This is a genomic window from Saccharopolyspora erythraea NRRL 2338 (genome assembly GCF_000062885.1).
Classification (GTDB): domain Bacteria; phylum Actinomycetota; class Actinomycetes; order Mycobacteriales; family Pseudonocardiaceae; genus Saccharopolyspora_D; species Saccharopolyspora_D erythraea.
The window spans coordinates 3783959-3807941 of record NC_009142.1 but is presented as its reverse complement, the minus strand read 5'-3'; the positions used below and the strand labels follow the sequence as shown (position 1 = coordinate 3807941).

Annotated in this window: 22 protein-coding genes and 1 pseudogene; 9 read left to right on the top strand and 14 right to left on the bottom strand. The window is 72.4% G+C overall.

What is annotated here, in order from left to right:
- Positions 1-132: 132 nt before the first annotated feature.
- Positions 133-726, top strand: coding sequence for a TetR/AcrR family transcriptional regulator (locus tag SACE_RS16730; protein WP_009942290.1), 594 nt, complete (start codon positions 133-135; stop codon positions 724-726).
- An 18-nt stretch (positions 727-744) separates the two neighbouring features.
- Here the strand turns inward: SACE_RS16730 and SACE_RS16725 are convergent, their stop codons facing one another.
- Both SACE_RS16725 and SACE_RS16720 read right to left on the bottom strand, forming a co-directional pair.
- Complete coding sequence (locus SACE_RS16725; RefSeq protein WP_143538155.1) at positions 745-1632, bottom strand: enoyl-CoA hydratase-related protein; 888 nt, start codon at positions 1630-1632, stop codon at positions 745-747.
- 55 nt (positions 1633-1687) lie between these two features.
- Complete coding sequence (locus SACE_RS16720) at positions 1688-2602, bottom strand: SMP-30/gluconolactonase/LRE family protein (RefSeq protein WP_009942292.1); 915 nt, start codon at positions 2600-2602, stop codon at positions 1688-1690.
- Positions 2603-2791: 189 nt separating this feature from the next.
- On the opposite strand from SACE_RS16720, the gene SACE_RS16715 reads away from it, so the two are divergent.
- Positions 2792-3478 (top strand): histidine phosphatase family protein, encoded by a 687-nt coding sequence (locus SACE_RS16715; RefSeq protein WP_009942293.1) that lies wholly within the window; start codon positions 2792-2794, stop codon positions 3476-3478.
- On the opposite strand, the gene SACE_RS16710 is transcribed toward SACE_RS16715, so the two are convergent.
- Entirely contained in the window at positions 3479-4993 is a 1515-nt protein-coding gene (locus SACE_RS16710; RefSeq protein WP_009942294.1) for an acyl-CoA synthetase, read from the bottom strand. It lies immediately after the preceding gene.
- Between the two features lie 89 nt (positions 4994-5082).
- Between SACE_RS16710 and SACE_RS16705 the strand changes: the two genes are divergently transcribed.
- Positions 5083-5763: a TetR/AcrR family transcriptional regulator gene (locus tag SACE_RS16705; RefSeq protein WP_231850018.1), complete on the top strand. Its 681-nt coding sequence runs from the start codon at positions 5083-5085 to the stop codon at positions 5761-5763.
- Positions 5764-5765: 2 nt separating this feature from the next.
- Here SACE_RS16705 and SACE_RS16700 read toward each other — a convergent pair whose 3' ends face one another.
- Complete coding sequence (locus tag SACE_RS16700; protein ID WP_009942296.1) at positions 5766-6530, bottom strand: 3-hydroxyacyl-CoA dehydrogenase; 765 nt, start codon at positions 6528-6530, stop codon at positions 5766-5768.
- A gap of 175 nt (positions 6531-6705) precedes the next feature.
- Between SACE_RS16700 and SACE_RS16695 the strand changes: the two genes are divergently transcribed.
- Positions 6706-8274 carry a long-chain-fatty-acid--CoA ligase gene (locus SACE_RS16695; protein WP_009942297.1) on the top strand — a complete coding sequence of 523 codons (1569 nt, stop codon included), beginning with the start codon at positions 6706-6708 and terminating at the stop codon, positions 8272-8274.
- A gap of 19 nt (positions 8275-8293) precedes the next feature.
- Here SACE_RS16695 and SACE_RS16690 read toward each other — a convergent pair whose 3' ends face one another.
- Together SACE_RS16690 and SACE_RS16685 are read right to left on the bottom strand one after the other, a co-directional pair.
- A complete protein-coding gene (locus SACE_RS16690) occupies positions 8294-8920 on the bottom strand; it encodes a TetR/AcrR family transcriptional regulator (RefSeq protein ID WP_009942298.1) in 627 nt (208 codons plus the stop codon).
- Between the two features lie 7 nt (positions 8921-8927).
- Complete coding sequence (locus SACE_RS16685; protein WP_011874038.1) at positions 8928-9941, bottom strand: helix-turn-helix transcriptional regulator; 1014 nt, start codon at positions 9939-9941, stop codon at positions 8928-8930.
- A 64-nt stretch (positions 9942-10005) separates the two neighbouring features.
- On the opposite strand from SACE_RS16685, the gene SACE_RS16680 reads away from it, so the two are divergent.
- The 3 genes from SACE_RS16680 to SACE_RS16670 all read left to right on the top strand — a co-directional run bounded on the left by SACE_RS16680 (position 10006) and on the right by SACE_RS16670 (position 13953).
- On the top strand, positions 10006-11151 hold the full coding sequence (locus tag SACE_RS16680) for an epoxide hydrolase family protein (RefSeq protein ID WP_011874037.1): 1146 nt from the start codon (positions 10006-10008) through the stop codon (positions 11149-11151).
- A 12-nt stretch (positions 11152-11163) separates the two neighbouring features.
- Positions 11164-12342 (top strand): winged helix DNA-binding domain-containing protein, encoded by a 1179-nt coding sequence (locus SACE_RS16675; protein ID WP_009942302.1) that lies wholly within the window; start codon positions 11164-11166, stop codon positions 12340-12342.
- 123 nt (positions 12343-12465) lie between these two features.
- The gene (locus SACE_RS16670; protein WP_021341456.1) at positions 12466-13953 is read left to right on the top strand and encodes a glycosyltransferase family 39 protein; all 1488 of its coding nucleotides are present in this window, start codon (positions 12466-12468) and stop codon (positions 13951-13953) included.
- Between the two features lie 4 nt (positions 13954-13957).
- Here SACE_RS16670 and SACE_RS16665 read toward each other — a convergent pair whose 3' ends face one another.
- From SACE_RS16665 to SACE_RS16660, 3 genes are all read right to left on the bottom strand, one after another.
- Complete coding sequence (locus tag SACE_RS16665) at positions 13958-15247, bottom strand: PrsW family intramembrane metalloprotease (protein ID WP_009942304.1); 1290 nt, start codon at positions 15245-15247, stop codon at positions 13958-13960.
- Between the two features lie 516 nt (positions 15248-15763).
- Complete coding sequence (locus SACE_RS38560; protein ID WP_081468215.1) at positions 15764-16093, bottom strand: hypothetical protein; 330 nt, start codon at positions 16091-16093, stop codon at positions 15764-15766.
- Positions 16094-16272: 179 nt separating this feature from the next.
- A complete protein-coding gene (locus SACE_RS16660) occupies positions 16273-16740 on the bottom strand; it encodes a MaoC family dehydratase N-terminal domain-containing protein (RefSeq protein WP_009942305.1) in 468 nt (155 codons plus the stop codon).
- A 233-nt stretch (positions 16741-16973) separates the two neighbouring features.
- Here SACE_RS16660 and SACE_RS16650 point away from each other — a divergent pair, with 233 nt between their 5' ends.
- Positions 16974-18608, top strand: a complete 1635-nt coding sequence (locus SACE_RS16650) for a PucR family transcriptional regulator (RefSeq protein ID WP_009942308.1) — start codon at positions 16974-16976, stop codon at positions 18606-18608.
- Between the two features lie 9 nt (positions 18609-18617).
- Here the strand turns inward: SACE_RS16650 and SACE_RS16645 are convergent, their stop codons facing one another.
- The 3 genes from SACE_RS16645 to SACE_RS37670 all read right to left on the bottom strand — a co-directional run bounded on the left by SACE_RS16645 (position 18618) and on the right by SACE_RS37670 (position 21256).
- Entirely contained in the window at positions 18618-19868 is a 1251-nt protein-coding gene (locus SACE_RS16645; protein WP_009942309.1) for an NAD(P)/FAD-dependent oxidoreductase, read from the bottom strand.
- Positions 19869-20033: 165 nt separating this feature from the next.
- Entirely contained in the window at positions 20034-20591 is a 558-nt protein-coding gene (locus SACE_RS16640) for a class I SAM-dependent methyltransferase (protein ID WP_009942310.1), read from the bottom strand.
- A 512-nt stretch (positions 20592-21103) separates the two neighbouring features.
- The gene (locus SACE_RS37670; RefSeq protein ID WP_011874034.1) at positions 21104-21256 is read right to left on the bottom strand and encodes a hypothetical protein; all 153 of its coding nucleotides are present in this window, start codon (positions 21254-21256) and stop codon (positions 21104-21106) included.
- 241 nt (positions 21257-21497) lie between these two features.
- On the opposite strand from SACE_RS37670, the gene SACE_RS16635 reads away from it, so the two are divergent.
- Positions 21498-22667, top strand: a complete 1170-nt coding sequence (locus SACE_RS16635) for an NAD(P)-binding domain-containing protein (protein WP_011874033.1) — start codon at positions 21498-21500, stop codon at positions 22665-22667.
- On the opposite strand, the pseudogene SACE_RS39260 reads toward SACE_RS16635, so the two are convergent.
- Both SACE_RS39260 and SACE_RS16630 read right to left on the bottom strand, forming a co-directional pair.
- Positions 22610-22741: pseudogene (locus tag SACE_RS39260) on the bottom strand (ferredoxin); the annotation flags it as partial. The gene SACE_RS16635 and the pseudogene SACE_RS39260 sit on opposite strands and share 58 nt — an antisense overlap.
- Before the next feature lie 11 nt (positions 22742-22752).
- The gene (locus tag SACE_RS16630; protein ID WP_029621357.1) at positions 22753-23955 is read right to left on the bottom strand and encodes a cytochrome P450; all 1203 of its coding nucleotides are present in this window, start codon (positions 23953-23955) and stop codon (positions 22753-22755) included.
- Positions 23956-23983: the final 28 nt, after the last annotated feature.

The following is a 23983-nucleotide window of genomic DNA, read 5'->3' as shown; positions in this document are numbered from 1 at the left end:
CACCCGCAACAGGGACTTCAACAGCATGCGCATGGGCGCGCTCCTTCCACTCGCACCCGATGGTAGACAGACCTGTCTACCTAGAGTCAATGCTATGGTCGTAGCCGAGTCCGATGAACGGAGACCGACGAAGTGGCCACGACCAGCACACCCGCCGGGGCGCGGGGCGGAGCGCGGCCGCCCGCGCGCGAACGGCTGCTCGACGCCGCGGGCGAGCTCTTCTACCGGGACGGCATCCGCGCGGTGGGCATCGACGCGGTCATCGAGCGCGCCGGCGTGGCGAAGATGAGCCTGTACAAGCACTTCCGCTCCAAGGACGACCTGGTCGTCGCCTACCTGCAGCGCCGCGAGCAGCGCTGGCGGGAGCACTTCCAGTCGCGGATGCGCGCGGCCGGCACCACGCCCCGGGAACGCGTGCTGGCGGTGTTCGACGTGCTGGCCAACTGGACGGAGAGCGAGAACCCGCGCGGCTGCGCGTTCATCAACGCCTACGTCGAGCTGGCCGACGCCGGCCATCCCGGCAACGCGGTGGCCAGGGCCGACAAGGAGTGGCTGCGCGCCTACCTGACCGAGCTCGTCGCCGAAACCAGGGCGCCGGACCCGGAAACGCTGTCCGCACAGCTGTTCCTGTTGTTGGAAGGCGCGCTGGTGACCACGGCCATGGGTACCGTCGACGGTGCGATGAGCAGTGCGCGGGCCGCGGCGGAACGCCTGCTCCCCGACTGACCGCCGGACCGCGAGGGCTCACATGCCGCCGGGGCGCTGCGGCCACTCCGGGATGAAGCCGGGGTAGTCCCGGCTGACGCGCATCGGGAAGCGGGCCTCGCGCTTCTCGAGGAACGCGGTGACACCTTCCGCCGCGTCGGCCCCGGCACCGAGTTCGTGCATCGCCCTGGAGTCGAGCCGGTGGGCCTCCCAGGGGTTCGAGGCGCCGAGCATGCCCCACAGCAGCCTGCGGGTCACCGCGACCGAGACCGCGGAGGTGTTGTCCGCGATCTCGCTTGCTATTTCCCGTGCCGTGGCCAGCAGTTCGCCGTCGGGCACGACGCGGGAGACCAGCCTGCCGCGCAGCGCTTCCTCCGCACCGAAGACCCGGCCGGTGGCCGCCCACTCCATCGCCTGCGAGATCCCGACCACGCGGGGCAGGAACCACGTCGAGGCCGCCTCGGCGACGATCCCCCTGCGCGCGAAGACGAAACCGAACCGCGCCGACTCCGAGGCCAGCCGGATGTCCATCGGCAGCGTCATGGTCGCCCCGACCCCGACCGACGCGCCGTTGATCGCCGCGATCACCGGCTTGCGCGACGCCGCGATCCGCAGCGACACCGTTCCGCCGCCGTCTCGTGGCGCGCCGTCTACCTCCCCGAGGTCTTCGTGGGCCGCGCGCCGGTGCTCGCTGCCCGCGTTGAAGGTGTCGGCGCCGCCGCCGAGGTCGGCACCGGCGCAGAACGCCCGGCCCGCACCGGTCACCACCGCCACCCGCACGTCGTCGTCGGCGTCGACGGCGTCGAACGCGTCGACGAGCTCGGCGCGCATCACGGCGGTGAAGGCGTTGAGCCGTTCCGGCCGGTTCAGCGTGATGGTGGCGATGCCGTCGGCCACCTCGTAGTTGATCTGCTCGTAGGTCGTCATGGAACCGCCCGTCGACAGGTGGGACATCGGATCTCGCGCGCCGGCCGCGCCGTGCTCAGGTGCCGAAGTTCAGCGGCAGGCCCGGCCGCGCCCACTGCGCGGCGTAGAGCTTGCCGAGTCCGGAGGAGGTGATGTAGGCGGTGCGCAGATCCGGCCCGCCGAAGCAGATGTTGGTGACGAAGTAGTCGGGTTCCGGAGTCCGCACGACGTCCTCGAGCGTCCCGTCCGGGCTCAGCACGCTGATGGCACCGGTGATCAGCGTCGCCACGCAGACGTTGCCCTCGGAGTCCACCGCGAGCGAGTCCAGGAGCTGGTAGCCGCCGAACCCGTGCAGCAGCGTCGCACCCGCGGGCCCCGGCCCCGGCGCCCGCCGCAGCCTGCCGGGTGCCTCGATCTCCCAGTACCAGACCCGTCCGGTCATCGTCTCGGCCACGTACACCCGCCCGCCGTCCGGGGACAGGCCGACGCCGTTGGGATCGTGCAGCGGGTAGGCGATCTCCTCGACGCGCGAACCGTCCACTGTGGCGTAGTACAGCCCGCCGCGGTCGGAGTCGCGTTCCCGCCGCTTGCCGTGGTCGGTGAAGTAGAAACCGCCCTCGGTGTCGAAGACGAGGTCGTTCGGGCCCCGCAGCGGGTGGCCTCCCACCGACGTGCACACGTCGGTCACCGCGCCGTCGAAGGTGACGCGCTGGACGCGTCCGCCGACGTAGCCGTCGGGCTGGTCGCCCGGCGCGAGCCGTCCGCCGCCGCGGTGCCAGTCGAACCCGCCGTTGTTGCAGACGTAGACCGCGCCGTCGGGGCCGATGGCCGCGCCGTTGGGGCCGCCACCGCAGTCGGCCACCACCGAGACCGATCCGTCGGCGGCCACCCGCGACAGGGTTCCCCGCTCGATCTCGACCACCAGCACCGAGCCGTCACCCAGGGCGACCGGGCCTTCCGGGAAGCGCAGCCCGCTGCTGATCTCCCGCACTCGCAACCCCTTCCGCCTGCGACCACAACGACCATAAGCATGACTAAGCATCCGGCACAAGGCTCCGGTCGCGGACCCCGGTCGGCCACTGTGGACACCGGTACTGGCCGCCTGCCCGATGCGCGTGGATACTGGCGGCGGCCGGCCCCCGACCGGCCAGGACAGCCCCGAGCCGAGGAGTCGCACGACATGACCGAATACCGCCAGCCCCGGTACCGGCCGCCGGAAGGCTCCACCGAGTTCCTGCTGATCCGACACGGGGAGTCGGCCCGGGCGGTCCCCGGCAGGCCGTTCGCCCTGCTGGACGGGCAGTCCGACCCCGACCTCGCGCCCGAGGGCCGCGAGCACGCCCGGCGGGTCGCCGACCGGCTGAAGCACGAGCGGTTCGACGCCCTGTACGTCACGACGCTGCGGCGCACCGCCCAGACCGCGGCTCCGCTGGCCGAACGCCTCGGCATGACCCCTCTGGTGGAGGCCGAGCTGCGGGAGGTCAACCTCGGCGAGTGGGAGGGCGGCCTGTTCCGCAAGCACGTGGCCGAGCGGCATCCGCTCAGCCTGCGCATGCACACCGAGGAGCGCTGGGACGTCATCCCCGGAGCCGAGGAGGCGCAGGGCTTCCGGGAACGGGTCCTCGATGCGGTCGAGCGCCTCGCGGCGGCCCACCCCGGCCAGCGGCTGGCCGTGTTCACCCACGGCGGCGTGATCGCGCAGGTGCTGGCGCTGGCGGCCGGATCGCGCCCGTTCGCCTTCCTCGGCGCCGACAACGGCTCGATCTCGCAGGTCGTGGTCGACGGCGAGCGGTGGACGGTGCGGCGCTACAACGACACCGCGCACCTTTCGCCTCGGCTGGACCCAGGCGCCGCGCCGCTGACGTGATCAGCGGTAGCGCCGCATCAGCTCGCCCTTGACCAGCTTGCCCGTGGGCGTCCGGGGCAGGCTGTCGACGAAGTCGACGGCACGGGGCGCCTTGTAGTGGGCGAGCCGGGACCGCACGTGCTCGATCAGCTCGCGTTCCAGCTCCGGCCCCGGCTCGGCGCCCGGGGCCGGCTGGACCACGGCCCGCACCGCCTCCCCCATCTCCTCGTCCGGTACTCCGATCACCGCGACGTCGGCTATGGACGGGTGGAGGGCGAGGACGTTCTCGGGCTCCTGCGGGTAGATGTTGACGCCGCCGGAAATGATCATGAACGCCTTCCGGTCGGTCAGGTGCAGGAAGCCGTCCTCGTCGAGGTAGCCGAGGTCGCCGGTGGTGGTCCAGTTCGGGTGCAGCGGATGCTGCGCAGACCGGGTCTCGTCCGGGTCGCCGTGGTACTCGAACGGCCGCTCGTCGCGTTCGAAGTAGACGGTGCCCACCTCCCCCGGCGGCAGTTCGGCGCCGTCGTCGGCGCAGACGTGCACGACGCCGAGCACCGCCCGCCCGACCGAACCCGGTTTGTCCAGCCAGGTCCCGGAGTCGATGACGGTCATGCCGATCCCCTCGGTGGCGGCGTAGTACTCGTGCAGGATCGGGCCCCACCAGTCGATCATCGCCCTCTTGACGTCCACCGGGCACGGTGCGGCGGCGTGGATGGCGACGCGGTGGCTGGACAGGTCGTGGCGCCTGGCGCTCTCGGGAAGCTTGAGCATCCGCACGAACATCGTCGGCACCCACTGGCTGTGGGTGACGCGGTGGCGTTCGATCGCCCGCAGCGCGTTCTCGGGGTCGAAGTGCTCCATCATCACCAGCGTGCCGCCGACCGCGTGGACCGACGCCCCGAACCGCAGCGGCGCGGCGTGGTAGAACGGCGCAGGCGAGAGGTACACGGTGTCGGGGCCGAACCCGTACAGCGACCGCGTCAACGGCGTGAGGTGGTTGTCGCCCTCGCTGACGTCGACATCGCGCAGCGGAGCCCTGATCCCCTTGGGACGCCCCGTGGTCCCCGACGAGTAGAGCATGTCCGCGCCGCGCGGCTGCCGCGCCGGAGGCACCGGCGATGACGCGGCCAGCGCCGACTCGTAGTCGCCGAAGCCGTCGACCGCACCGCCGTAGGCCAACCGCGTGCCGACATCCGGCAGCGCATCCAGCCACTCGGCCGGCTCGTCCAGCTCCGCGGAGACGACCAGCGCTTTCGCCTTCGAGTCGGAGACGATGTAGGCGACCTCCGCGGCGGCGAGGTGCCGGTTGACCGCGGTGAGGTAGAGCCCGGACCGCACCGCGGCCCAGTAGACCTCGTAGGCGTGGATGGAGTTGTCGGTCAGCAGCGCCACGGTGTCACCGCGGCGCAGCCCGGACTCGCGCAGGAAGTGCGCCAGCCGGGTGGAGCGTTCCTCGAGTTCGCCGTAGGTCGTGCTGCGGCCGGAACCGGCCATGACCAGGGCCGTGCGGTCGGCCGGATGTGCACCTGGATACATGCGGACCTCTTTCGCGTCGTCCGGGCGATGCCGGCGTCGTGTGCAGGTCAACCGGAAGGGCGTTGCTCGTGGCGGGGTACCCTGGCGCGGTGGTTCGAGCCCGGACAGCCGCCCGCCCCCGGCAGGCCGCACGAACTCAGCAGGTCGCAAGCCCTCAGCCGGCCGCCCGCACCCGGCAGGAGCGCACCGCCGACAGCCGTGCGCTGATCCTCGACGCCGCCGTGGAATGCCTTGTCGAGCACGGCTGCGCCGGTGCGTCCACAGTGGTCGTCCAGGCCAGGGCAGGCGTGTCGCGGGGCAGGCTGCTGCACCACTTCCCGTCGCGGGAGGAACTGCTCGTCGCCGCCGCGCAGCACCTGGCCGCCAACCGCCTGGTGCGCACCGAGGAGCGCGTGACGAGCCTGCTCGACGGGGTGCCCGAGGGGCCGGAGCGGATGGACCGCTGCATCGAGCTGCTGTGGGAGACCTTCCAGGAACCGCCGTTCTGGGCCGCCATGGAACTGTGGACCGCGGCCAGGACCAATCCCGCGCTGGCCGCCGCGCTCCGGCCGCAGGAGCGCAGGCTGCGCGGCGCGATCCGCTCGGTGGCCGACCGGATCTGGGGTCCGGTGGTGTGCTCGCACCCGCTCTACCCGCAGTTGCGGGAAGTCCTGTTCACCAGCATGCGCGGGGCCGCGCTGGCCTACGCCTTCGAGGACCGCCCGGCGGCGACCGATCCGCACCTGGAGTCGTGGAAGACGATCGCCCGCAACCTGCTGTTCGGCGGCTGACACTACCGGGGCGCCATGCGGATCGCGCCGTCGAGGCGGATCACCTCGCCGTTGAGCATCGGGTTCGACACGATGTGCTCGGCCAGCGCGCCGAACTCGTCCGGATCCCCGAGCCGTGCCGGGTGGGGCACCTGCGCGCCCAGCGACGCCTTCACCTCCTCGGAGGCACCGGCCAGCAGCGGTGTGTCGAACAGCCCGGGCGCGATGGTCACGACGCGGATGGCGTGCTCGGCCAGGTCGCGGGCGACGGGCAGCGTCATGCCCACCACGCCGGCCTTGGACGCCGAGTACGCCGCCTGCCCGATCTGCCCGTCGAAGGCCGCGACCGACGCGGTGTTGATGACGACCCCGCGCTCCTGGCCCACCGGTTCGTGGCGCAGCATCCGCTCGGCTCCGAGCCTCAGCACGTTGAAGGTGCCGACCAGGTTGACGTCGATGATCCGGCTGAACGCCTCCAGCGGGAAGGGGCCCTTCCCGCGGCTCACCACCCGCATGGCATTGCCGGTTCCCGCGCAGTTGACCACGATCCGCAGCGTCCCGGCCGTGTCGGCCGCGTCCAGCGCGGCGCCCACCTGCTTCTCGTCGGTGACGTCAGCGGCGACGAAGCGCGCCCCCGCACCGAGGTCGGCGGCCACGCGCTCCCCCGCCGAGTCCGGCAAATCCAGCAGCACGACCCGTGCTCCGGCGGCCACCAGCCGCCGCGCGGTCGCGAGTCCGAGCCCTGACGCGCCACCGGTGACCAGGGCGACGCTGCCCGAGATGTCCATCGCTCCTCCTCGTCGAGAACCGAAGCGTCGGTGGTGATCGTTCCTACGGCATCTGGATCGCTCGCCACAAGGGCGCGCCACCGGACAGGCGCAACAGCAACAGTCAGCCTTGACGGTCGCGCACCGGCGGGACACCATGATCCGAGTCACATCACCCTCACAGCCGAGGATGCCGATGACCGACACCGCGCACCACGCCACCGGCATCCTGACCGGCCGCGGCATGACGATGAGCGACCAGCTGTCACGGCACGCGCGCAAGATCCCCGACTCCGGCGCCCTGACGTTCGAGTCCGGCACGCGCACCTACCGCGAGCTCGACGACCGCGTCTCCCGGCTGGTGGGCGCGCTTCGCTCCCGCGGCGTGCGCCCGGGTGACCGGATCGCGGTGATGTGCCTGAACGGCATCGAGGCCGTGGAGACCTACCTCGCCTCGGTGCGCCTGGGCGCGATCTGCGTGCCGGTCAACTTCCGGCTGGTCGCCGACGAGGTGGCCTACCTGCTCGGCGACTGCGAGCCCGCGGCGGTCGTCGCGGACGCGGGCTTGACTCCCACTGTCGACGCCGCGCTCGCAGCCGCGCCGTCGGCGCACACCTGCCTGTTGGTGGGCGGCCACGGCGACCGGGACTACGAGCGCGCGGTGCGGGAGTCCACTCCGGACATACCGGAGACCACTGCGGACATCCAGGACCCGGCTTTCATCATGTACACCTCGGGGACGACCGGCCGCCCGAAGGGCGCCGTGCTCACCCACTCCAACCTGCTGATGCACGCCTTCAGCAGCATCACCCACCTCGGCGTCGCCGCCGACGACCGGGTCGGTCTCAGCGGTGCCCCGCTGTTCCACATCGCCGGACTGGGCGCCGTCTCGACGAACCTGCTCCTCGGCGGCCGCTCCGTCCTGGTGCGCTCCGGCCGGTTCGACCCGGCCGAGATGGTCGACCTGCTGGCGCGGGAACGGGTGTCCAACTGCTTCTTCGTGCCCGCGCAGTGGCAGGCGATCTGCGCGCTGCCGGACCTCGCCGACCGGGACCTCTCGGCTCTGCGGCGCATCTCGTGGGGCGCGGCACCGGCGTCGAGCACCCTGCTGCGGACGATGATCGACACCTTCCCGCAGGCCGAGGTCGTCACCATGTTCGGCCAGACCGAGTGCAGCCCGATCACCACCGTCCTGCGCGGTGAGGACTCCGTGCGCAAGATCGGCTCGGTGGGCACCCCGATGCTCAACGTCGAGGTGCGCGTGGTCGACGACGACATGAACGACGTCGCGCGCGGCGAGGTCGGCGAGATCGTCTACCGCAGCCCGATGGTCATGCGCGAGTACTGGGGAAAGCCCGCGGAGACCGCCGAGGCGTTCCGCGGCGGCTGGTTCCACTCCGGCGACCTGGTGCGCGAGGACGAGGACGGCTACTTCTACGTCGTCGACCGCAAGAAGGACATGATCATCTCCGGCGGGGAGAACATCTACTGCGCCGAGGTGGAGAACGCGCTGGCCGCGCACCCCGGGATCGCCGAGGTCGCGCTGATCGGCGTCCCGGACCCGCGCTGGGGCGAGGCGCCGCTGGCGGTGATCGTGCCCCGGGATGCCGCCAACCCGCCCACCGCGGACGAGGTGGAGGCGTGGTGCCGCCGGCGGCTCGCCGGGTACAAGTGCCCGCGCCGGATCTCGGTCGTGGCCGAGCTGCCCCGCAATCCCAGCGGCAAGGTGCTCAAGACCCGGCTGCGCGCCGAAACGGGAACCTGACCGACCGCCCTCCGAGCGATCACCGCTTCGTCTCGGCGACCGCGATCCCGTCGCACAGGATGGTGACGTACTGCTCGGCGACGGCGGTCAAGGTCAACCGCCCTCGCGGGTTGTACCAGTGCACCGACGTCCAGACCGCGTCGCGGATGAAGCGGTAGGCGAGCTTGACGTTGAGGTCCGCACGCAGCACCCCGGCGCGCTGTCCTTCCTGCAGCACCCGCGTCCAGGTCCGCTCGAAGTCGCCCGCCGCCGCCCGCAGGTAGGCGAAGCGGTCGGAGGTGGCCAGGTGGTTCGACTCGTTCTGCAGGATCACCACGGCCGCCCGGTGCCGGTGCACGGTGCGGAAGGACTGCCGGACCAGCCCGGCGATGCGGTCGCGGGCGTCGCCGGAGTCGGCGAGCACCCTCTCCTGGGCGCGACGCTGGGAGTCCAGGAAGTCCCGCAGGATCTCGTCGACCATCGTCTCCTTGGAGTCGAAGTGGTGGTACAGGCTGCCGGACAGGATGCCCGCCGCGTCGGCGATGTCGCGGACCGTGGTGGCCTGGAACCCCCGGCGGGCGAACAGGTCCGCGGCGATGGCCAGCAGCTCGGCGCGGCGCCGGGAGCCGCTCGGCCCGCGCGTGCCGGACGAGCGCTTGGGGCTCATTGGGCAATTATCGGCCGGGCGCGGGATCCGGCGAGCCGCGTCCGGGCCCGCGCGAGTCCTCGTCACCGAGGCCGCCCGTTCGACCCGCGGCGTTCAGGAACCGCTCCGCGGCGCGCACGAGCTGGTCGGCGAGCTCGGGCGGGTGCACGACCTCGAAGTCGACCTCCAGCGCGCCGAGCAGGAACGCCAGCGAGTGCAGGGTGTCGGCGCCGAAGTGCAGCAGGCACGTGCGGTCGTCCACCGGCTCGATCCGCCCGTAGGTGGTGGTCCGCCGGGCGACCTCGGAGTCGGCGGGCACCGCCAGGCGCACGGTCGCCTGGTACGGCCACGCGCGCGCCACACCGCTCGCGACGAACGCGGCGGCGTCGGGCATGTCCCGGGGCGCGAACCGCGGACCGGTCGGGACGCGGGTGCGCATCCGGTCCACGCGGAACGTGCGCCAGTCCTGGCGCTCGAGGTCCCACGCCACCAGGTACCACCGCCTGCCCCAGGTGACCAGCTGGTGCGGTTCGGTGACGCGCGGGGTCTCCTGGCCGTCGTGGGAGCGGTAGTCGAACCGCAGGCGCTGCCGGTCGCGGCAGGCGGTGGCGACCGCTGTGAGCTCGCCGGCGTCGACCGACGGCGCCCCGGGCGCTTCCACCGTGCTCACCTGCAACGCCTCGATGCGCCGCCACAGCCGGTCGGGCAGCACCTGCTCCAGCTTGACCAGCGCCCGCAACGCGGTCTCGCCGACTCCGGCCACACCGCTGCCGGTCGCCGTCCGCAGCCCGACGGCCACCGCGACCGCCTCGTCGTCGTCGAGCAGCAGCGGCGGCAGCCTGGCGCCCGCTCCCAGCCGGTAGCCACCGGCGCGGCCCATGCCCACCGAGATCGGGTAGTCGAGACCACGGAGCTTGTCGACGTCCCTGCGGACCGTCCGGGCGCTCACCCCGAGCCGCTCGGCGAGCTCGGCGCCGCTCCACTCGCGGCGGGTCTGCAGCAGGCTCAGCAGTCTGAGCAGGCGCGCTGAGGTTTCCAACACGCCGCCGGAGTCTGCCGGCAATGGAGGACAGGAGTTGTCCTCCACTCCGCCTAGCTTGGCCGCCATGACCGAGACGATCGAACCGTTCCGCATCGACATCCCGCAGGCGGACCTCGACGACCTGGCCGCCAGGCTGGCCGCCACCCGCTGGCCGGACCAGCCCGCGGGTGCCGGGTGGGACTACGGGATCCCGCTGGACTACCTGCGCGAGCTGGCCGAGTACTGGCGGACCCGCTACGACTGGCGCGCGCAGGAGGCCGTGCTCAACTCGCTGCCGCAGTTCACCACCAGGCTCGACGGGCACGAGGTGCACTTCGCCCACGTCCGCTCGCCGGAGCCCGGCGCGCTGCCGCTGGTGCTCACCCACGGCTGGCCGGGTTCGATCGTGGAGTTCCTCCAGGTCATCGGCCCGCTGACCGATCCCCGCGCGCACGGCGGGGACCCGGCCGACGCCTTCCACGTCGTGGTGCCGTCGGCACCGGGCTTCACGTTGTCCGGCCCGACCCGCGAGACGGGCTGGACCTGCTCCCGGGTGGCGGCGGCCTGGGCCGAGCTGATGCACCGCCTCGGCTACTCGCGCTACGGCGCGCACGGCGGCGACTTCGGCTCGCTGATCTCCCGCGAGCTCGGTCTCATCGACGCCGAGCACGTGACCGGCGTCCACCTCACCTCGCTGTTCTCGGCCGGCGCCACCCCGGAGAACGCCGACTTCTCCGCGGAGGCGGAGCAGCGCAGCGTCGAGAAGGGCTACCGCTACGAGTACGAGCTCGGCGGCTACGCCGCGATCCAGAGCACCAAGCCGCAGCTGATGGCCTACGCCCTCACCGACTCCCCGGTGGCCCAGCTCGCCTGGCTCGCCGACGGGTTCAAGGCGTGGACCGACTCCACCGACGCCCCCGAGGACGCCGTGGACCGGGACGCGATGCTGACCAACGTGTCGCTGTACTGGCTGACCGGCACCGCGGGATCGTCCGCCCGCTACTACAAGGAGGGCGTGAGCACCTGGGGCGAGCCGGAACCCGACTCCCCGGTGCCGACCGCGGTCGCGGTGTTCCCGCACGACATCGCGCTGCCGGTGCGCAGGCTCGCCGAACGCAACAACAACATCGTGCGCTGGACCGAGTTCGACCGGGGCGGGCACTTCGCGGCGATGGAGGAACCCGGCTTGCTCGTCGAGGATCTCCGGGCGTTCTTCCGCGACCACCGCTGAGGAGGTGCCGGCATGTCCGTGCTCACCAGGCGCGCGCTGAACCGCGCCACGCTGGAACGCCAGCAACTCCTGCGCCGCGGCGGAACCCCGCTGGAGGTCATCACCCGGCTCACCGGGATGCAGGCGCAGGACCCCCACCTTCCCTACCTCGGGTTGTGGTCCCGGACCGCGGGATTGACCCGGGAGCAGCTGACCCGGCTGCTGCACGAGCGGGCGGTGGTCCGCTCGACGCTGCACCGCGGCACCCAGCACCTGGTGAGCGCCGGGGACTACCGCTGGCTGCGGCCGACCCTGCAACCGATGCTGGACCGGTGGCAGCGGGGCGCCTTCGGCAAGGCCACCGCCGGGATCGACCTCGCCGGGCTGGCCGCGGCGGTGCGGGAGTCGCTGGCGGGCGGGCCCCTCACCAGGAGGCAGCTCGCGGACCGGCTCGCCGTGCGCTGGCCGGGCCGCGACGCCATGGCGCTGGCGTGGTCGGCGCAGGCGCTGACGCGGGTCGTGCACCCGCCGCCCAACGGCGTCTGGGGCCATCACGGGCCCACCCTGTTCACTCCGGCCGAGACCTGGCTCGGACCTGCCGGGTCCGTCCAGGCCAGGCCGGACGAGCTGGTCCGGCGCTACCTCGCCGGCTTCGGACCCGCCGCGGTCCACGACATCCAGGCGTGGTGCGGGATGACCCGGCTGCGGGAGGTGGTCGAACGGCTGCGCCCGGAACTGCGGGTGCTGCGCGACGAGTCGGGGCGCGAGCTGTTCGACCTGCCGGGCGCCCCGCTGCCCGGCCCGGACGTGCCCGCACCGGTGCGGTTCCTCCCCGAGCTCGACAACGTCGTGATCGGCTTCCGCGACCGCTCCCGGATGATGACCGAACGCGAGCGCGGACACGTCGTCGTCGAGGCCCCGGTCACCTCGGACGGCTTCCTCTGCGGCTTCTGGCGGACGGAGCGCGGCGGCGGCAGGGCTTTGCTGCGGGTCGGCCTGACCCGCCCTCTGTCCGAAAAGGACAGATCGGAGGTCGAGGCGGAGGGGCGGCGGCTGCTGCGCTTCGCCGCCGACGACGCCGACGAGCGGCAGGTGCGGATCGGCGAGTTCGAGGGCTGGCATCAGGAGCGCCGACGCGCCCCGGCACACCCCGCGCATACACGTTTTTCCCGAACGTCGCGGCAAAAAGCGGGCCGCCGATCCGCGCCGTGATCGACTTCGACCCCGTAAACTCCCGTATCCAGGGGGTTTCCACGCGCTGACGCCGTGATCCGGGGGAAGAAGATGCCATCGACGTTCGGTCCTGCCGCCACGGGAACGCGTGACCCGTCGCCCGTGCCGCCGCCTGCACCCGGGCTCCCGCCGCCGGCGCGGGGGCCGGTGCTGGCGGTCGCAGCAGCGGCGGGTGCGCTGCTGGTCCTGCTCAGCGGGCGCTACGGCTACGTCACCGACGAGCTGTACTTCCTGGCGGCGGGCAAGTACTACCTCGACTGGGGCTACATGGACCAGCAGCCGCTGGTGCCGTTGCTCGCGTGGGTGCTCGACGCCGCCTTCCCCGGCCGGCTGGTCGTGTTCCGGCTGCCCGCCGTGCTGGTCACCGTGCTCGGCGTCGTGGTCACCGCCCTGATCACGCGCGAGCTCGGCGGTGACCGGCGCGCCCAGACCCTGGCCGCGGCCGCCTACCCGCTCTCGCCGTGGCTGCTGCTCAGCGGGCACTGGCTGGCCGCCGCGACGATGGAGCCGGCGCAGTGGGCCACCGTCATCTGGCTGCTGGTGCGCTGGGTGCGGCTGCACCGGCAGGGCCTGCACCGGGACCGGTTGCTGCTCGCGGCCGGACTGGTGGTGGCCCTGGCCGTGCAGACCAAGTTCCAGATCGTCGTCCTCTGCGTCGCGCTGCTGGTCAGCCTGCTCGCGGTCGGCCCCCGCGCCCTGCTGAGCAGGCCGTTGCTGTGGGTCGGCGCGGGCGTCGCGCTGATCACCGCCGTGCCGACGCTGGTGTGGCAGGCGGCCAACGACTGGCCCGCGCTGGACATGGGCACCGTCGTCGACGGCGAGTCGAGCAGGCTGCTGTTCCTGCCCAACGTACTGCTGTACTCCGGGATCGCGGTGGGCTCGGTGTTCTGCGGCTACGGGCTGTGGTGGCTGCTGCGCGCACCCGGCCACCGGTTCCTCGGCTGGACGGTGGCCGCGGTGGCGCTGTTCTACCTCGCCGCCAGCGGCCGCGCCAACTACCTCGCCGGGCTCTACGCCCTGCTGTTCGCCGCCGCGGCCGTCGGTCTCCAGCAGCGCCGCGAACGGCGCGGTGTCCACCGGTGGCGCCGGCTGCCGTGGCCGGCGTACCTGCTCTCCGCGGTGCTCCCGCTGGCGCTGCTGCCGATCTACCCGCTGCCGCTGCTGGCGCGCCATCCCGAGTTCCCGAACTTCCCGAGGCTCTACGAGACCGGCTGGCCCGAGCTGGCGCGCACGGTCGCCGACACCTACCACTCGCTGCCCGCGGAGGTGCGCAGGCGGACCGCGGTCGTCGGCGAGAGCTACTACACGACCGGAGCCCTGGACGTGCACGGCCGCGAGCTCGGCCTGCCTCGCGCCTACAGCCCGCACCGCGGCTACTGGTTCTTCGGAGCGCCGCCGGACCAGGCCACCGCGATGCTCTACGTCGGCAACGCCCAGCCGCTCGCGCCCTACTTCGGGACCGGCCGCGAGCTGGCCACCGTGCACAGCGACCTCGGCCTGCTCAACCTCGCCCAGGGCGACACGGTCACCTTCTACGAGGGCCCGAAGGTGCCGTGGTCGGTGCTGTGGCCGAAGATCCGCACCATGTGAGGCGTCAGCGCGGCGGCCACTGCTGCCCGGGACCTCCCGCTCCCCGCGGCGGGACGGGCTGCCGCTGCGGCGGGAACGACGGCAGCCGGGCCACGTGCAGGTTCGACGGCGGGGCGAAGAACCCCGACTGCTGCTGCCGCACCGCCCACGGCGGCGGCGGCGCCTGCGGGAGTCGGCGCATGAACGCCGTGGCGGCGGCGCGCATCAGGCCCACGATCGCCTCCCGGCGCGCGTGGAAGGCGTGCGGATCGATCGTTCCCCGCCGCGCGCGGTCGTGCAGCAGCGCGAGCTCGGTCGCGGCGAGCTGGTAGTCGCCCATCGCGCGGACCCCGGTGCCGCCGGCCTGCCTGCGCGCCCAGTGCCGGGCCTGCCTGCGCCCGGCCATGGTCCCGAGCATGCCGATGTCGCCGGGCTGCACCAGTCCGCTGGGCACGTAGGCGGGCAGGTAGGTGCGGATCAACCCCACCAGCCTGCGCCGGTCGCGCACCAGCACCACGATCATCACCACCAGCACCGCGGCCTCGACCGCGTAGGCGAAGAGCAGTCCGGGCAGGCCGAACGCGGTCGAGCCGTTCCACAGCCCGTGCAGCAGGACGGCGCCGAACCAGCCGGCGACCACCGCGAGGAAGCGCCCTGCGCCGCGGTGGGTCGCGGCGTAGGCGACGCCGAGTCCGGTCAGCGCCGTGTACAGCGGATGCCCCAGCGGCGCGATGACACCGCGCACCAGGACCGTCAACCAGAACTCGCCCTGCGGTCCCTCGAAGCCGCGCATGTAGTAGAGGACATTTTCGACTAGCGCGAAGCCCAACCCGCACAGGCTCGCGTAGACGATGCCGTCGGTAGGCCCGTCGATCTCATGCCGCCACCACCACAGCACCAACAGCAGCAGCACGCCCTTGAAGCTCTCCTCGACCACCGGTGCCACGACCGCCATCGTGATGAACGTCCCGACATCCGGGCCGACCGCGAGTTCCAGCACGGCGCCGCCGAGGCTGTTGACGATGAGCGCGCCGACGATCGCCACCCCGCCGCCCCAACCGAAGGCGAGCAGCAGGTGCAGTCGCGGCTCCGGTTCGAGCCGGTCGACGAGCAGGATCAGCCCGACCAGCACCGCCGCGGTCGGCAGCGCGAGCAGGGTGCCGACCAGCACGCCCACCGGCTCCCCCGTGGCCAGGTAGAAGGCCAGGGCGAGCAGCAGGCAGATTCCCGACACGACCAGTCCGATGATCAGCGGCACGGGTGTGCGGTTGGTCCTGCGTCCTTCGAGGATCGACTGCGGTGTCAGCGCGGGCATGCGCGTGAGCGTAGGAGAAGCGGCGACCCTGCCGCTGCCGATCGTGGCAAGCCCGACTGCGGTATCCGGGCCACACCGATGTTCGCGTCGCCGTCTTCGGCTCGGCCGAGCCGGGCCACCGCGCGCACCGCGCTGAGCACGCCGGCACCGTCCACCGAGGCTGTGAGCTCGACGGCGACGCATCCCGTCGCCGAGCTTCTCCGCCACCGCACCCTCGACCACGGTGCCGGGATCACCGGCCCAGTCGGTGACCAGCCTGCCCACCCGCGCCATGGTGAACATGCCGTGCGCGATCACGTCCGGCAGCCCGCCCGCTTGGCGGCGCGTTCGTTCCAGTGCAGTTCGTTGAAGTCACCGGACGCACCGCATTGATTTCCTCAACGGCTTGAAGGCCGGTGAGTCCTGCCGTGCCTGACGCGCGGGTCTCCACACGCGTCAGGTCACCTCGGTGGGTTCCTGCTTCACCTCGATCAGCCTCCACCGAGGTGGGCGGGCTTGCGTTCGCTCGACAGGCTGTCACGACCAGTCCGGCCGCCTTCGCGACGTTGACCGCCGCGTTGATGTGGCCGCGCGCTTGCCACTGATCGAGCCGAAGAAGTTCTTGAACGCCGTCTCGGCGTCTCGGAGCGACTGTTGCAACGCCACCGCCGAGACATGCCCGAGCCACGAGCGTTCCGGGGTCTTCGTCGCAAGATTGATCAACCGCTTGGACAACTCGGCGGCCTTCGGTGTCGGCAGTGCCAGCGCGGTCTGCTGGCCCGGCGTCGTGTTCCAGCGGAATTCGACCGAAGCCGCACAACCACGCGCACCTGCTGGTCGACTTCCACCCGAGGTGGCGACGATCAATGTGCTGCGTCAGTGCCTCGACCACCGACCGTTATGGGACCACTCAGGCTTGACGGTCTTCGCGGCCGCCGCGCCTCACCGCACCGCAGTAACGGATCAGGTCGAGCCTGCGGACCGGCAGCTCGCACCTCAGATGCTCGCGCCCACCTCGACGTCGTCGTAGCGCACGCCCACCGCCCTCACTCCCCCGTCCCGCCGGCGGCCGTGCCGCGCGAGAGCAGCACGTTCACGGCGGTGCACACCGGTTCGCCGTCCGCGTCCGACAGTTCGGTCTCGACGCGGACCAGTTCGTGCGGTCCGGCGTCGCGGATCTCGGCGACGAGCCCGCGGACCGACAGCAGGTCCCCGGCGCGGATCGGCCTCCGGTAGCGGTACCTCTGCTCGCCGTGCAGGACCCGGCTGTAGTCCATGCCGAACTCCGGATCGAAGATCGGGCTGCCCGCCGAGCCGATGCCGGTGATCACGATGGGGAAGGTCGGCGGTGCGATGACGTCGGGATACCCGAGCGCGCGGGCCGCCTCCGGGCTGCGGTAGGCGGGGTGGGGGTCGTCGATCGCCTCGGCGAACTCGCGGATCTTGACCCGGCTGACCTCGTAGGGCTCGGCGGCGCTGAACCGGTGCCCGATGAACGCTCGGTTGATGGTCATGACGCCTCTCTCCGCGGTCGCCCGCTCGCGGCACGCGCCCGCCCGTGGTCCCTGTCGGCGCATGGGAAGGCGGATACTACCGGAACCGCACGGCCGCCGGCTCTGTCCACGGTGGATGGTCCAGCTCGCCCCGGAACCCGGCTCTGCGGGACCTCGACGCCCACTCCATGGACAACCTGTTCTGTTCCGCCGACTCCAGCACTACGTTGTGTCCGGTGCCGAAGGAGTTGGCGATGAACCCGACCTCGCCGGACGTGCTCGCCCTGCCCACCGTGGCCGACGTCCTGGACCTGCCCGCCGTCCGCGCCGGGCGGCCCAGGGTCGTGGCGGGCTCCGCCGGGCTCGAACGCCGGGTGCGCTGGGTGCACGTCGCCGAGATCGCCGACATCGCCGCGCTGCTGTGCGGAGGCGAGCTGGTCCTCACCACCGGCATCGCCCTGCCCGACGAACCCGCGGAGCTCACCGCCTACATCCGCGACCTGTCCGAAGCGGGCGTGACCGGCCTGGTCGTGGAGCTCGGCAGGCACTGGCGCGACCGCCTCCCCGACGCCCTGGTCACCGCCGCAGGACGGCACGACCTGCCGCTGGTCGCGCTCTACGAGGAGACTCGCTTCGTCGGCGTCACCGAGGCCGTGGTCGCGCTGATCCGCGACGCCCAGCTCTGGGAGCTGCGGGCCACCCACCGCATCCACGAGACCTTCACCGCGCTGACGACCTCCGGTGCCGAGCCCGCGGAGGTCCTGGGCGAGGTGGTGCGGATGACCGGGCTGCCGGCGGTGCTGGAGACGATGTCGCACCAGGTGCTGGCCTACGACGCGGCGGGATCGGATCCGGTGGCGCTGCTGTCGGGATGGGGCGAGCGCTCCAGGCGCGTCCCGCAGTCCGGCCGCACCGGCTACGACCCGCGGTCCACCTGGCTCACCACCGTGGTCGGGGCGCGCGGCGACGACTGGGGAAGGCTGGTGCTGGTCTCATCGGAGCCGCCGCCGCACCGCCACGTCGTGGTCGCCGAGCGGGCGGCCTCGGCGCTCGCGCTGAACCGGCTGGTCACCCGCGACCGGGAGAGCCTGGAACGCCAGGCGCACCGCACGCTGCTCACCGAACTGCTCGGCGGAGGCGGCGACAGCACCGATCTCGCCGCACGCGCGTGCGGAGCCGGACTCACGATCAACGGTGAGCTCACCGGGATCGCGGTGCGCCCGCGCACCGCCGCCGCGCACGCACCGGCACTGGAGACCCAGCAGCTCCTGCGCGACCTCGCCGAGGCGACCGCGCAGGCCGCGCGCGGGGCGCGGCTGCCCGCGCTCTGCGGGGTCGTCGACGACGTCACGGTCCTGGCGCTGGTCGCCGTGGACGGCGGCGACGACGCCGTGGTGGGCCGGCTGGCCGCCGAGGTCCGGCGCGCGGCGAGCAGCAGTCCGCACCCGCTGCCGGTGGTGGTCGCCGTCGGCGGTACCGTCGGGTCGATCGGCGCGGCACGCCGCAGCCTCACCGAGGCCGCGCAGGTCGCGGAGGCGGCGCTGCACGGCGCCGACGACGGCCGCGACTACCACCGGCTCGACGACGTGCGGCTGCGCGGCCTGCTGCACCTGCTCAGGGACGACGACCGGCTGGTGGCCTTCGCCGAGCGGGAGCTGGCACCGATCCGCTCCGACGACCGGCTGCTCGCGGCCCTGCGGCACTACTGCGAGCACGGCGGCAACAAGTCGGCTGCCGCAGCGGCGGCGCACCTCTCGCGCACCGCCTACTACGGGCAGCTCGCGCGGATCGAGCAGTTGCTCGGCGTGACGCTGGACGCGCCGGAGTCGCTGGTCTCGCTGCACGTCGCGTTGCTCGCCCACGACATGCGCGGCGGCCGGCCGCGGTGATGGCAGCCGTCAGCGAGGACGCGACGTGAGGCTCTTGCTGTATGCCTTGAGATCGAAGTCCACATCGGACGCCTGCTCCGGCGTGAGCGCCGCACCGGCGGTCAGGATGCGCCGCACCGCCATGTGGTCGACCGCCCGACCGACCGACTCCGCCCCCAGCAGCCGATCGCCCCGGTAGCAGAAGATGGTGAACCGGCCCTCGTCCCGGTCGCCGCGCACGACCCTGCGGTCGTGGCCGCCGACCAGCCCGGCGATCTGGAGCTTCGCCGCGCCCTGGTCGGTCCAGAACCACGGCACGGCCTCGTACGGGACGTCCTCGCCCGTCAGGAGCCGGGAAGCGACGTGGCGCGCCTGGTCCACGGCGTTCTGGACCGACTCCAGGCGCACCGGGCACCCGGCGTGCGGGCTCGGGAAGCGGGCGCAGTCTCCGACCGCCGAGATCGCCGGGTCGCTGGTGCGCAGCGTCTCGTCGACCACGATGCCGTCGTCGACGCTCAGCCCGGCACGCTCGGCGAGCTCGGTGTTGGGCCGCACCCCGATGCCGGCGACGACGAGGTCGGCGTCGATGCGCGTCCCGTCGGCGAGCTCGACACCGGTGGCCGCGCCGCCCTCCCCGACGATCCGCGACACGCTCGTCCCGAACAGCAGGTCCACCCCGCGGGCGCGGTGGAACCCGGCGAAGAACTCCGACGTCGGCTCGCTGACGACCCGGGACATCAACCGGGGCAGCGCCTCCACCACCGTCACCTTCGCCCCGGCGTCCACGGCCGCAACGGCGAACTCCAGTCCGATGAACCCGCCGCCGATCACGACGACATCGCGCGCCGAAGGCAACGCCGCGCGCAGCGCGTCGGCGTCGGCCACCGTGCGCAGCCCGGCCACGCCGTCCAAGTCCGCACCGGGAACGGGTAGCGCGCGGTTGCGGGAACCCAGGGCGAGCACGAGGTGGTCGTAGCCGACGGTGGTGCCGGACTCGGTGGTCACCGACCGGTCCGCGCGGTCGATGCCCGCCACGCACTCGCCGCGCAGCAGCTCGATCTCGCTCTCCTCGAAGAACTCCGCACCGCGCAACCGGATCCCGTCCGTACCGGGCCGGCTCAGGTAGACCTTCGACAGCGGCGGGCGCTGGTATGGCAGCACCGGCTCGTCACCGACCAGCACCACGCGGCCGGCGAAGCCGCCCTGCCGCAGCGAAGCCGCCGTCTGGAACCCCGCCTGACCACCACCGGCGATCACCACAGCCTTGTCCGGGCCGCTCATCCACCCACCACCACGTCGAATCCGCGCCTGAACGCCGTCGCGGCAAGGATACGGAACCCGAGCGTCCGCTTGGTCGGCTCGGGCAGGACTGGCCGATCGCCGCTCAGCGGGCGGGCATATCGCCACGCGACGACCGCACGTCCGGCGCCGCTGGAGCGGCCCGGATCAGCGCCCGGTGGGGCGGCGGCAGACGTAGGTGAGCGCGGGCGGAACGTTGCGCCAGACGGTGCGGCTGGTGACGACCTCGTCGAAGGCGATGTCCAACCGCCTGCGGAACAGCCGCGCGCCGGTCATGCCGAGCGCGTGGACGTAGGCGAAGGTCGTGAACGCGCCACCGGGAGCCAGCACCTGGCCCACCTGCCGCAGGATCGCCTTCTGCAGCTCCCCCGGGAAGATCGACCACGGCAGCCCGCTGACCACCGCGTCCACCGACTCGATCCCGGCCCCGGCCAGCAGCTCGCCCAGGTGGGCCGCATCGCCCTGCACGACCTCCAGCCACGGCACCTCGGTGCGCAGGTACTCGACCATGCCGGAGTCGAGCTCGATGGCCAGGTGCCTGCCGCCGGTGGGCAGCCGCTTGGCCACCGCGCCGCTGAGCGCTCCGGTGCCGGGGCCGAGCTCGACCACGACCGGGTTGCCGGAGGTCGGTACGACGGAGGCCATCTGCCTGGCCAGGCCCGGCGAGCTCGGCGCGACCGCACCGACCAGCCCGGGCTTGCGCATCGCCCGGCTGACGAACGCCCGGTAGCCTGCCAGAACCGATCCGGCGGCGGGCCGCGGGTCGAGCGCGCGTGCTCCGTCTCGATGCTGAGGTGCTGTCACGGATACCTTCCCGGGGCCGAACCGACGTCCTCGGCTCACCCTATCGGCTCATAGCCGGCCGGGGCACGGACCCGTCGATCACCGCCGCGGCCGCACAGCCCCACCAGCGGGTGTAACGGAAGACACAGCCGGAGCGATGTTCGGGGTGACGGCACGACCTCGCGAAGAGGCGGGCACGCGAGGAGCCCCGTTCCGGCGAATTCGTCGGAAGCGGGGCTTCGTCATTTCAGCGGTGCGATTCGCCGATGGCGAATGCGAATACCCGGTTTCCGAACCGTGACGCGCACGTCACGAAAAATGATTCCGGAAATCGAGTAACAGAACCGGGCCCGGCAGCGATGCACTGCTCTCACCCGGGGACACAGCGGGCTAGTTCCTCAATCGGAGCAAGCCCGTTGCACACGTCCGCGAACTCAGACCGCGGCCTGCTCGGCCAGCGGAGCGACCGGCTGCACAACCTGGTCAGGGGTGCTCGCCGAAGGCCGCCGAACCCACCTGACCGCCGCGCCCGCCGCCGCCAGCAGCACGACCGCCTCGGTCACCAGAGCCACCCACACCGTTGCCACTTTCGTTGCCTCCCTTCTGCATACCTCCCCGTCTCCGGAACGCGCGTGCGAAGGCCGCCCGTGAAGGGCGGTTGTTCCGAAGAGGTTTGGGGCGAACACCCACTTGCGCAAACAATCGTAGATCTTTGTTTCGACCTTGTTGAAGGGGGCCGGGCAGTGGTGTGCGTCGCACTCTTGTGCCGGTGTCGCGCATCACGCTCCGCGCGGGAAAGCGTGGGGCCGCTGCGCCGTTCTGGTGGACATGCGCGAGATCGACGTCGTGGTCATAGGCGCGGGGCAGGCGGGGCTCAGCAGCGCTTTCCACCTGCGGCGCACCGGCCACGAGCCCGGTGCCGGGTACGTGGTGCTCGATGACGGCGACGGTCCGGGCGGCGCCTGGCGGCACCGCTGGCCTTCACTGCGGATCGGCGGCGCGCACGGTGTGCACGACCTGCCGGGCCTGGCCTTCGACGTCGGCGACGCCTCCCGACCGGCGTCGGAGGTGGTGGCGGAGTACTTCGAGCGCTACGAGCGAACCTTCGACTTGCCCGTGCTGCGGCCGGTCGAGGTGCGCGCCGTGCGTGATTCCGGAGAGCGGCTGACCGTCGCGACCTCGGTGGGCGACTGGTCGGCGCGCGCGGTGATCAACGCGACCGGGACGTGGGAGCACCCGTTCTGGCCGCGCTACCCCGGCCAAGAGCTGTTCGCGGGTCGCCAGCTTCACACCGCCGACTACCGCGGGCCGGAGGAATTCAGCGGGATGCACGTCGTCGTGGTGGGCGGCGGCATCTCCGCGGTGGAGCACCTCGCCGAGATATCCGAGGTCGCTTCGACGACCTGGGTGACGCGCCGCCCGCCGGACTTCGGCGAGGCCGAGTTCACCCCCGAACGCGGGCGGGAGGCGGTCGCCGAGGTGCAGCGCCGGGTCCGGGCCGGACTGCCGCCGGGCAGCGTGGTGAGCGTGACGGGGCTGCCACCGACACCCGCCGTGCGCGCGGCTCGCGAGCGCGGCGTCCTGGAGCGGCAGCCGATGTTCGACCGCGTCACCGAGCACGGCGTCGCCTGGCGCGACGGCCGGGAGCTGCGCGCCGACGCCATCCTGTGGGCCACCGGGTTCCGGCCGGCGATCCGCCACCTCGCCCCGCTGCAGCTGCGCGGGCGGGGCGGAGGGATCGAGGTAGACGGGACCCGCGCGGTGCGCGAACCTCGCCTTCACCTGGTCGGCTACGGCCCGTCGGCCAGTAGCGTGGGAGCCGGCCGGGCGGGCCGCGCCGCCGTGCGCGAGATCAACGGCCTGCTGGCCCGACCTCAGTCCTCGACCAGCGACAACGCGGCAGCCGGGCACAGATTGACCGCCTCGCGGACCGGCTCCAGCTCCTCGTCGCCGACGTGGTCGGTCAGCAGCACCACCGTGCCGTCCTCGTCGTTCTGATCGAACACGGCACCGGCGGCGAGCACGCACTGGCCCGCACCGACGCAACGGTCCGCATCGGCGTTGATCCGCATCGAAGCACTCCTCACCACGTCACCGACATCTCGTGCGCCCCGTAGACCAGGGCGTCGTCCTTGAACCTGATCCCGTCCAGGCCGTCGGCCAGGCGCAGCCCCGGGATGCGGCGGAACAGCGTGTCGAAGACGATCTGCAGCTCCACCCGCGCGAGGTTCTGGCCGAGGCACTGGTGCGCGCCGAACCCGAACGCCACGTGGTTGCGCGCCTGGCGGTCAAGGTCCAGCTCGTCGGGCGAGTCGAAGGCCTCGGGGTCGCGGTTGGCCGACAAGCCGACGGCGACCACGCCTTCGCCCTCCCTGATCAGCACTCCCCCGATCTCGATGTCGGCCAGCGCAGTCCGGGAGGTGGCGCCGTCGACGATCGAGAAGTAGCGCAGCAGCTCCTCCACCGCGGCCGGAGTCCGCGCCGGGTCCTCGGTGATGCGCGCGAGCTGGTCCGGGTTGTCCAGCAGCGCCAGGGTACCGAGCGAGATCATGTTCGCGGTGGTCTCGTGCCCGGCGATCAGCAGCAGGAAGGCCAGGCTCACCAGGCCCTCGCGGTCCACCTCGCCCTTCTCGGACTGCTGGGCGACCTGACGGCCGAGCAGGTCGTCGGCTGGCTCGCGCACCTTCTCGGCCACCAGCTCGTCGAGGTACCGCCGCAGCTCGAGCACCACGTCGCGCCTGCGCTCGGGCGGCGTGGAGCGGCTGATCATCAGCGCGCTGCGGCTCTGGAAGAAGTCGTGGTCGGAGTAGGGCACGCCGAGCAGCTCGCAGATCACCAACGACGGAACCGGTAACGAGAGCTCCCGGACCAGGTCCACGGGCCCGCCGGCGGCGAGCATCCGGTCGACGCACTCGTCGACGATCTCCTGGATGCGCGGCCGCATCCGGTTGATGCGGCGCACGGTGAACTCGCCGATGACGGCGCGGCGCGCTTCCGCGTGCTCCTGGCCGTCCATCCCGATCATCGCCTGCTTGTTCTCGGCCACGATGGCCCGCCTGCCGGGGACCAGGCTCGGAAATCCGGGCATGGTCCGGTCGGAGCTCATCCGCGGGTCGGAGAGGACGCGCCGGACGTCCTCGTGGCGGGTCACCAGCCAGGCGGTGCCGCCGCCGATCGTGCGGACCCGCTTGACCGGCTCCTGCGAGCGCAACCGCTCGTACTCCCGCGGTGGCGAGTACGGGCAGGTGCGCGGCATGGGATAGCTCAGGGCTTCTGAAGACGCCATCGTGGCTCCAGTGTCGCACTAGGTGGAT

Bases quoted from the DNA above. Each gene is read 5' to 3' on its own strand.
- SACE_RS16725 (WP_143538155.1), bottom strand. From the start codon at position 1,632: ATGACGACCTACGAGCAGATCAACTACGAGGTGGCCGACGGCATCGCC.
- SACE_RS16715 (WP_009942293.1), top strand. From the start codon at position 2,792: ATGACCGAATACCGCCAGCCCCGGTACCGGCCGCCGGAAGGCTCCACC.
- SACE_RS16710 (WP_009942294.1), bottom strand. From the start codon at position 4,993: ATGTATCCAGGTGCACATCCGGCCGACCGCACGGCCCTGGTCATGGCC.
- SACE_RS16700 (WP_009942296.1), bottom strand. From the start codon at position 6,530: ATGGACATCTCGGGCAGCGTCGCCCTGGTCACCGGTGGCGCGTCAGGG.
- SACE_RS16695 (WP_009942297.1), top strand. From the start codon at position 6,706: ATGACCGACACCGCGCACCACGCCACCGGCATCCTGACCGGCCGCGGC.
- SACE_RS16690 (WP_009942298.1), bottom strand. From the start codon at position 8,920: ATGAGCCCCAAGCGCTCGTCCGGCACGCGCGGGCCGAGCGGCTCCCGG.
- SACE_RS16680 (WP_011874037.1), top strand. From the start codon at position 10,006: ATGACCGAGACGATCGAACCGTTCCGCATCGACATCCCGCAGGCGGAC.
- SACE_RS16675 (WP_009942302.1), top strand. From the start codon at position 11,164: ATGTCCGTGCTCACCAGGCGCGCGCTGAACCGCGCCACGCTGGAACGC.
- SACE_RS16665 (WP_009942304.1), bottom strand. From the start codon at position 15,247: ATGCCCGCGCTGACACCGCAGTCGATCCTCGAAGGACGCAGGACCAAC.
- SACE_RS16660 (WP_009942305.1), bottom strand. From the start codon at position 16,740: ATGACCATCAACCGAGCGTTCATCGGGCACCGGTTCAGCGCCGCCGAG.
- SACE_RS16650 (WP_009942308.1), top strand. From the start codon at position 16,974: ATGAACCCGACCTCGCCGGACGTGCTCGCCCTGCCCACCGTGGCCGAC.
- SACE_RS16645 (WP_009942309.1), bottom strand. From the start codon at position 19,868: ATGAGCGGCCCGGACAAGGCTGTGGTGATCGCCGGTGGTGGTCAGGCG.
- SACE_RS16640 (WP_009942310.1), bottom strand. From the start codon at position 20,591: ATGCGCAAGCCCGGGCTGGTCGGTGCGGTCGCGCCGAGCTCGCCGGGC.
- SACE_RS16635 (WP_011874033.1), top strand. From the start codon at position 21,498: ATGCGCGAGATCGACGTCGTGGTCATAGGCGCGGGGCAGGCGGGGCTC.
- SACE_RS16630 (WP_029621357.1), bottom strand. From the start codon at position 23,955: ATGGCGTCTTCAGAAGCCCTGAGCTATCCCATGCCGCGCACCTGCCCG.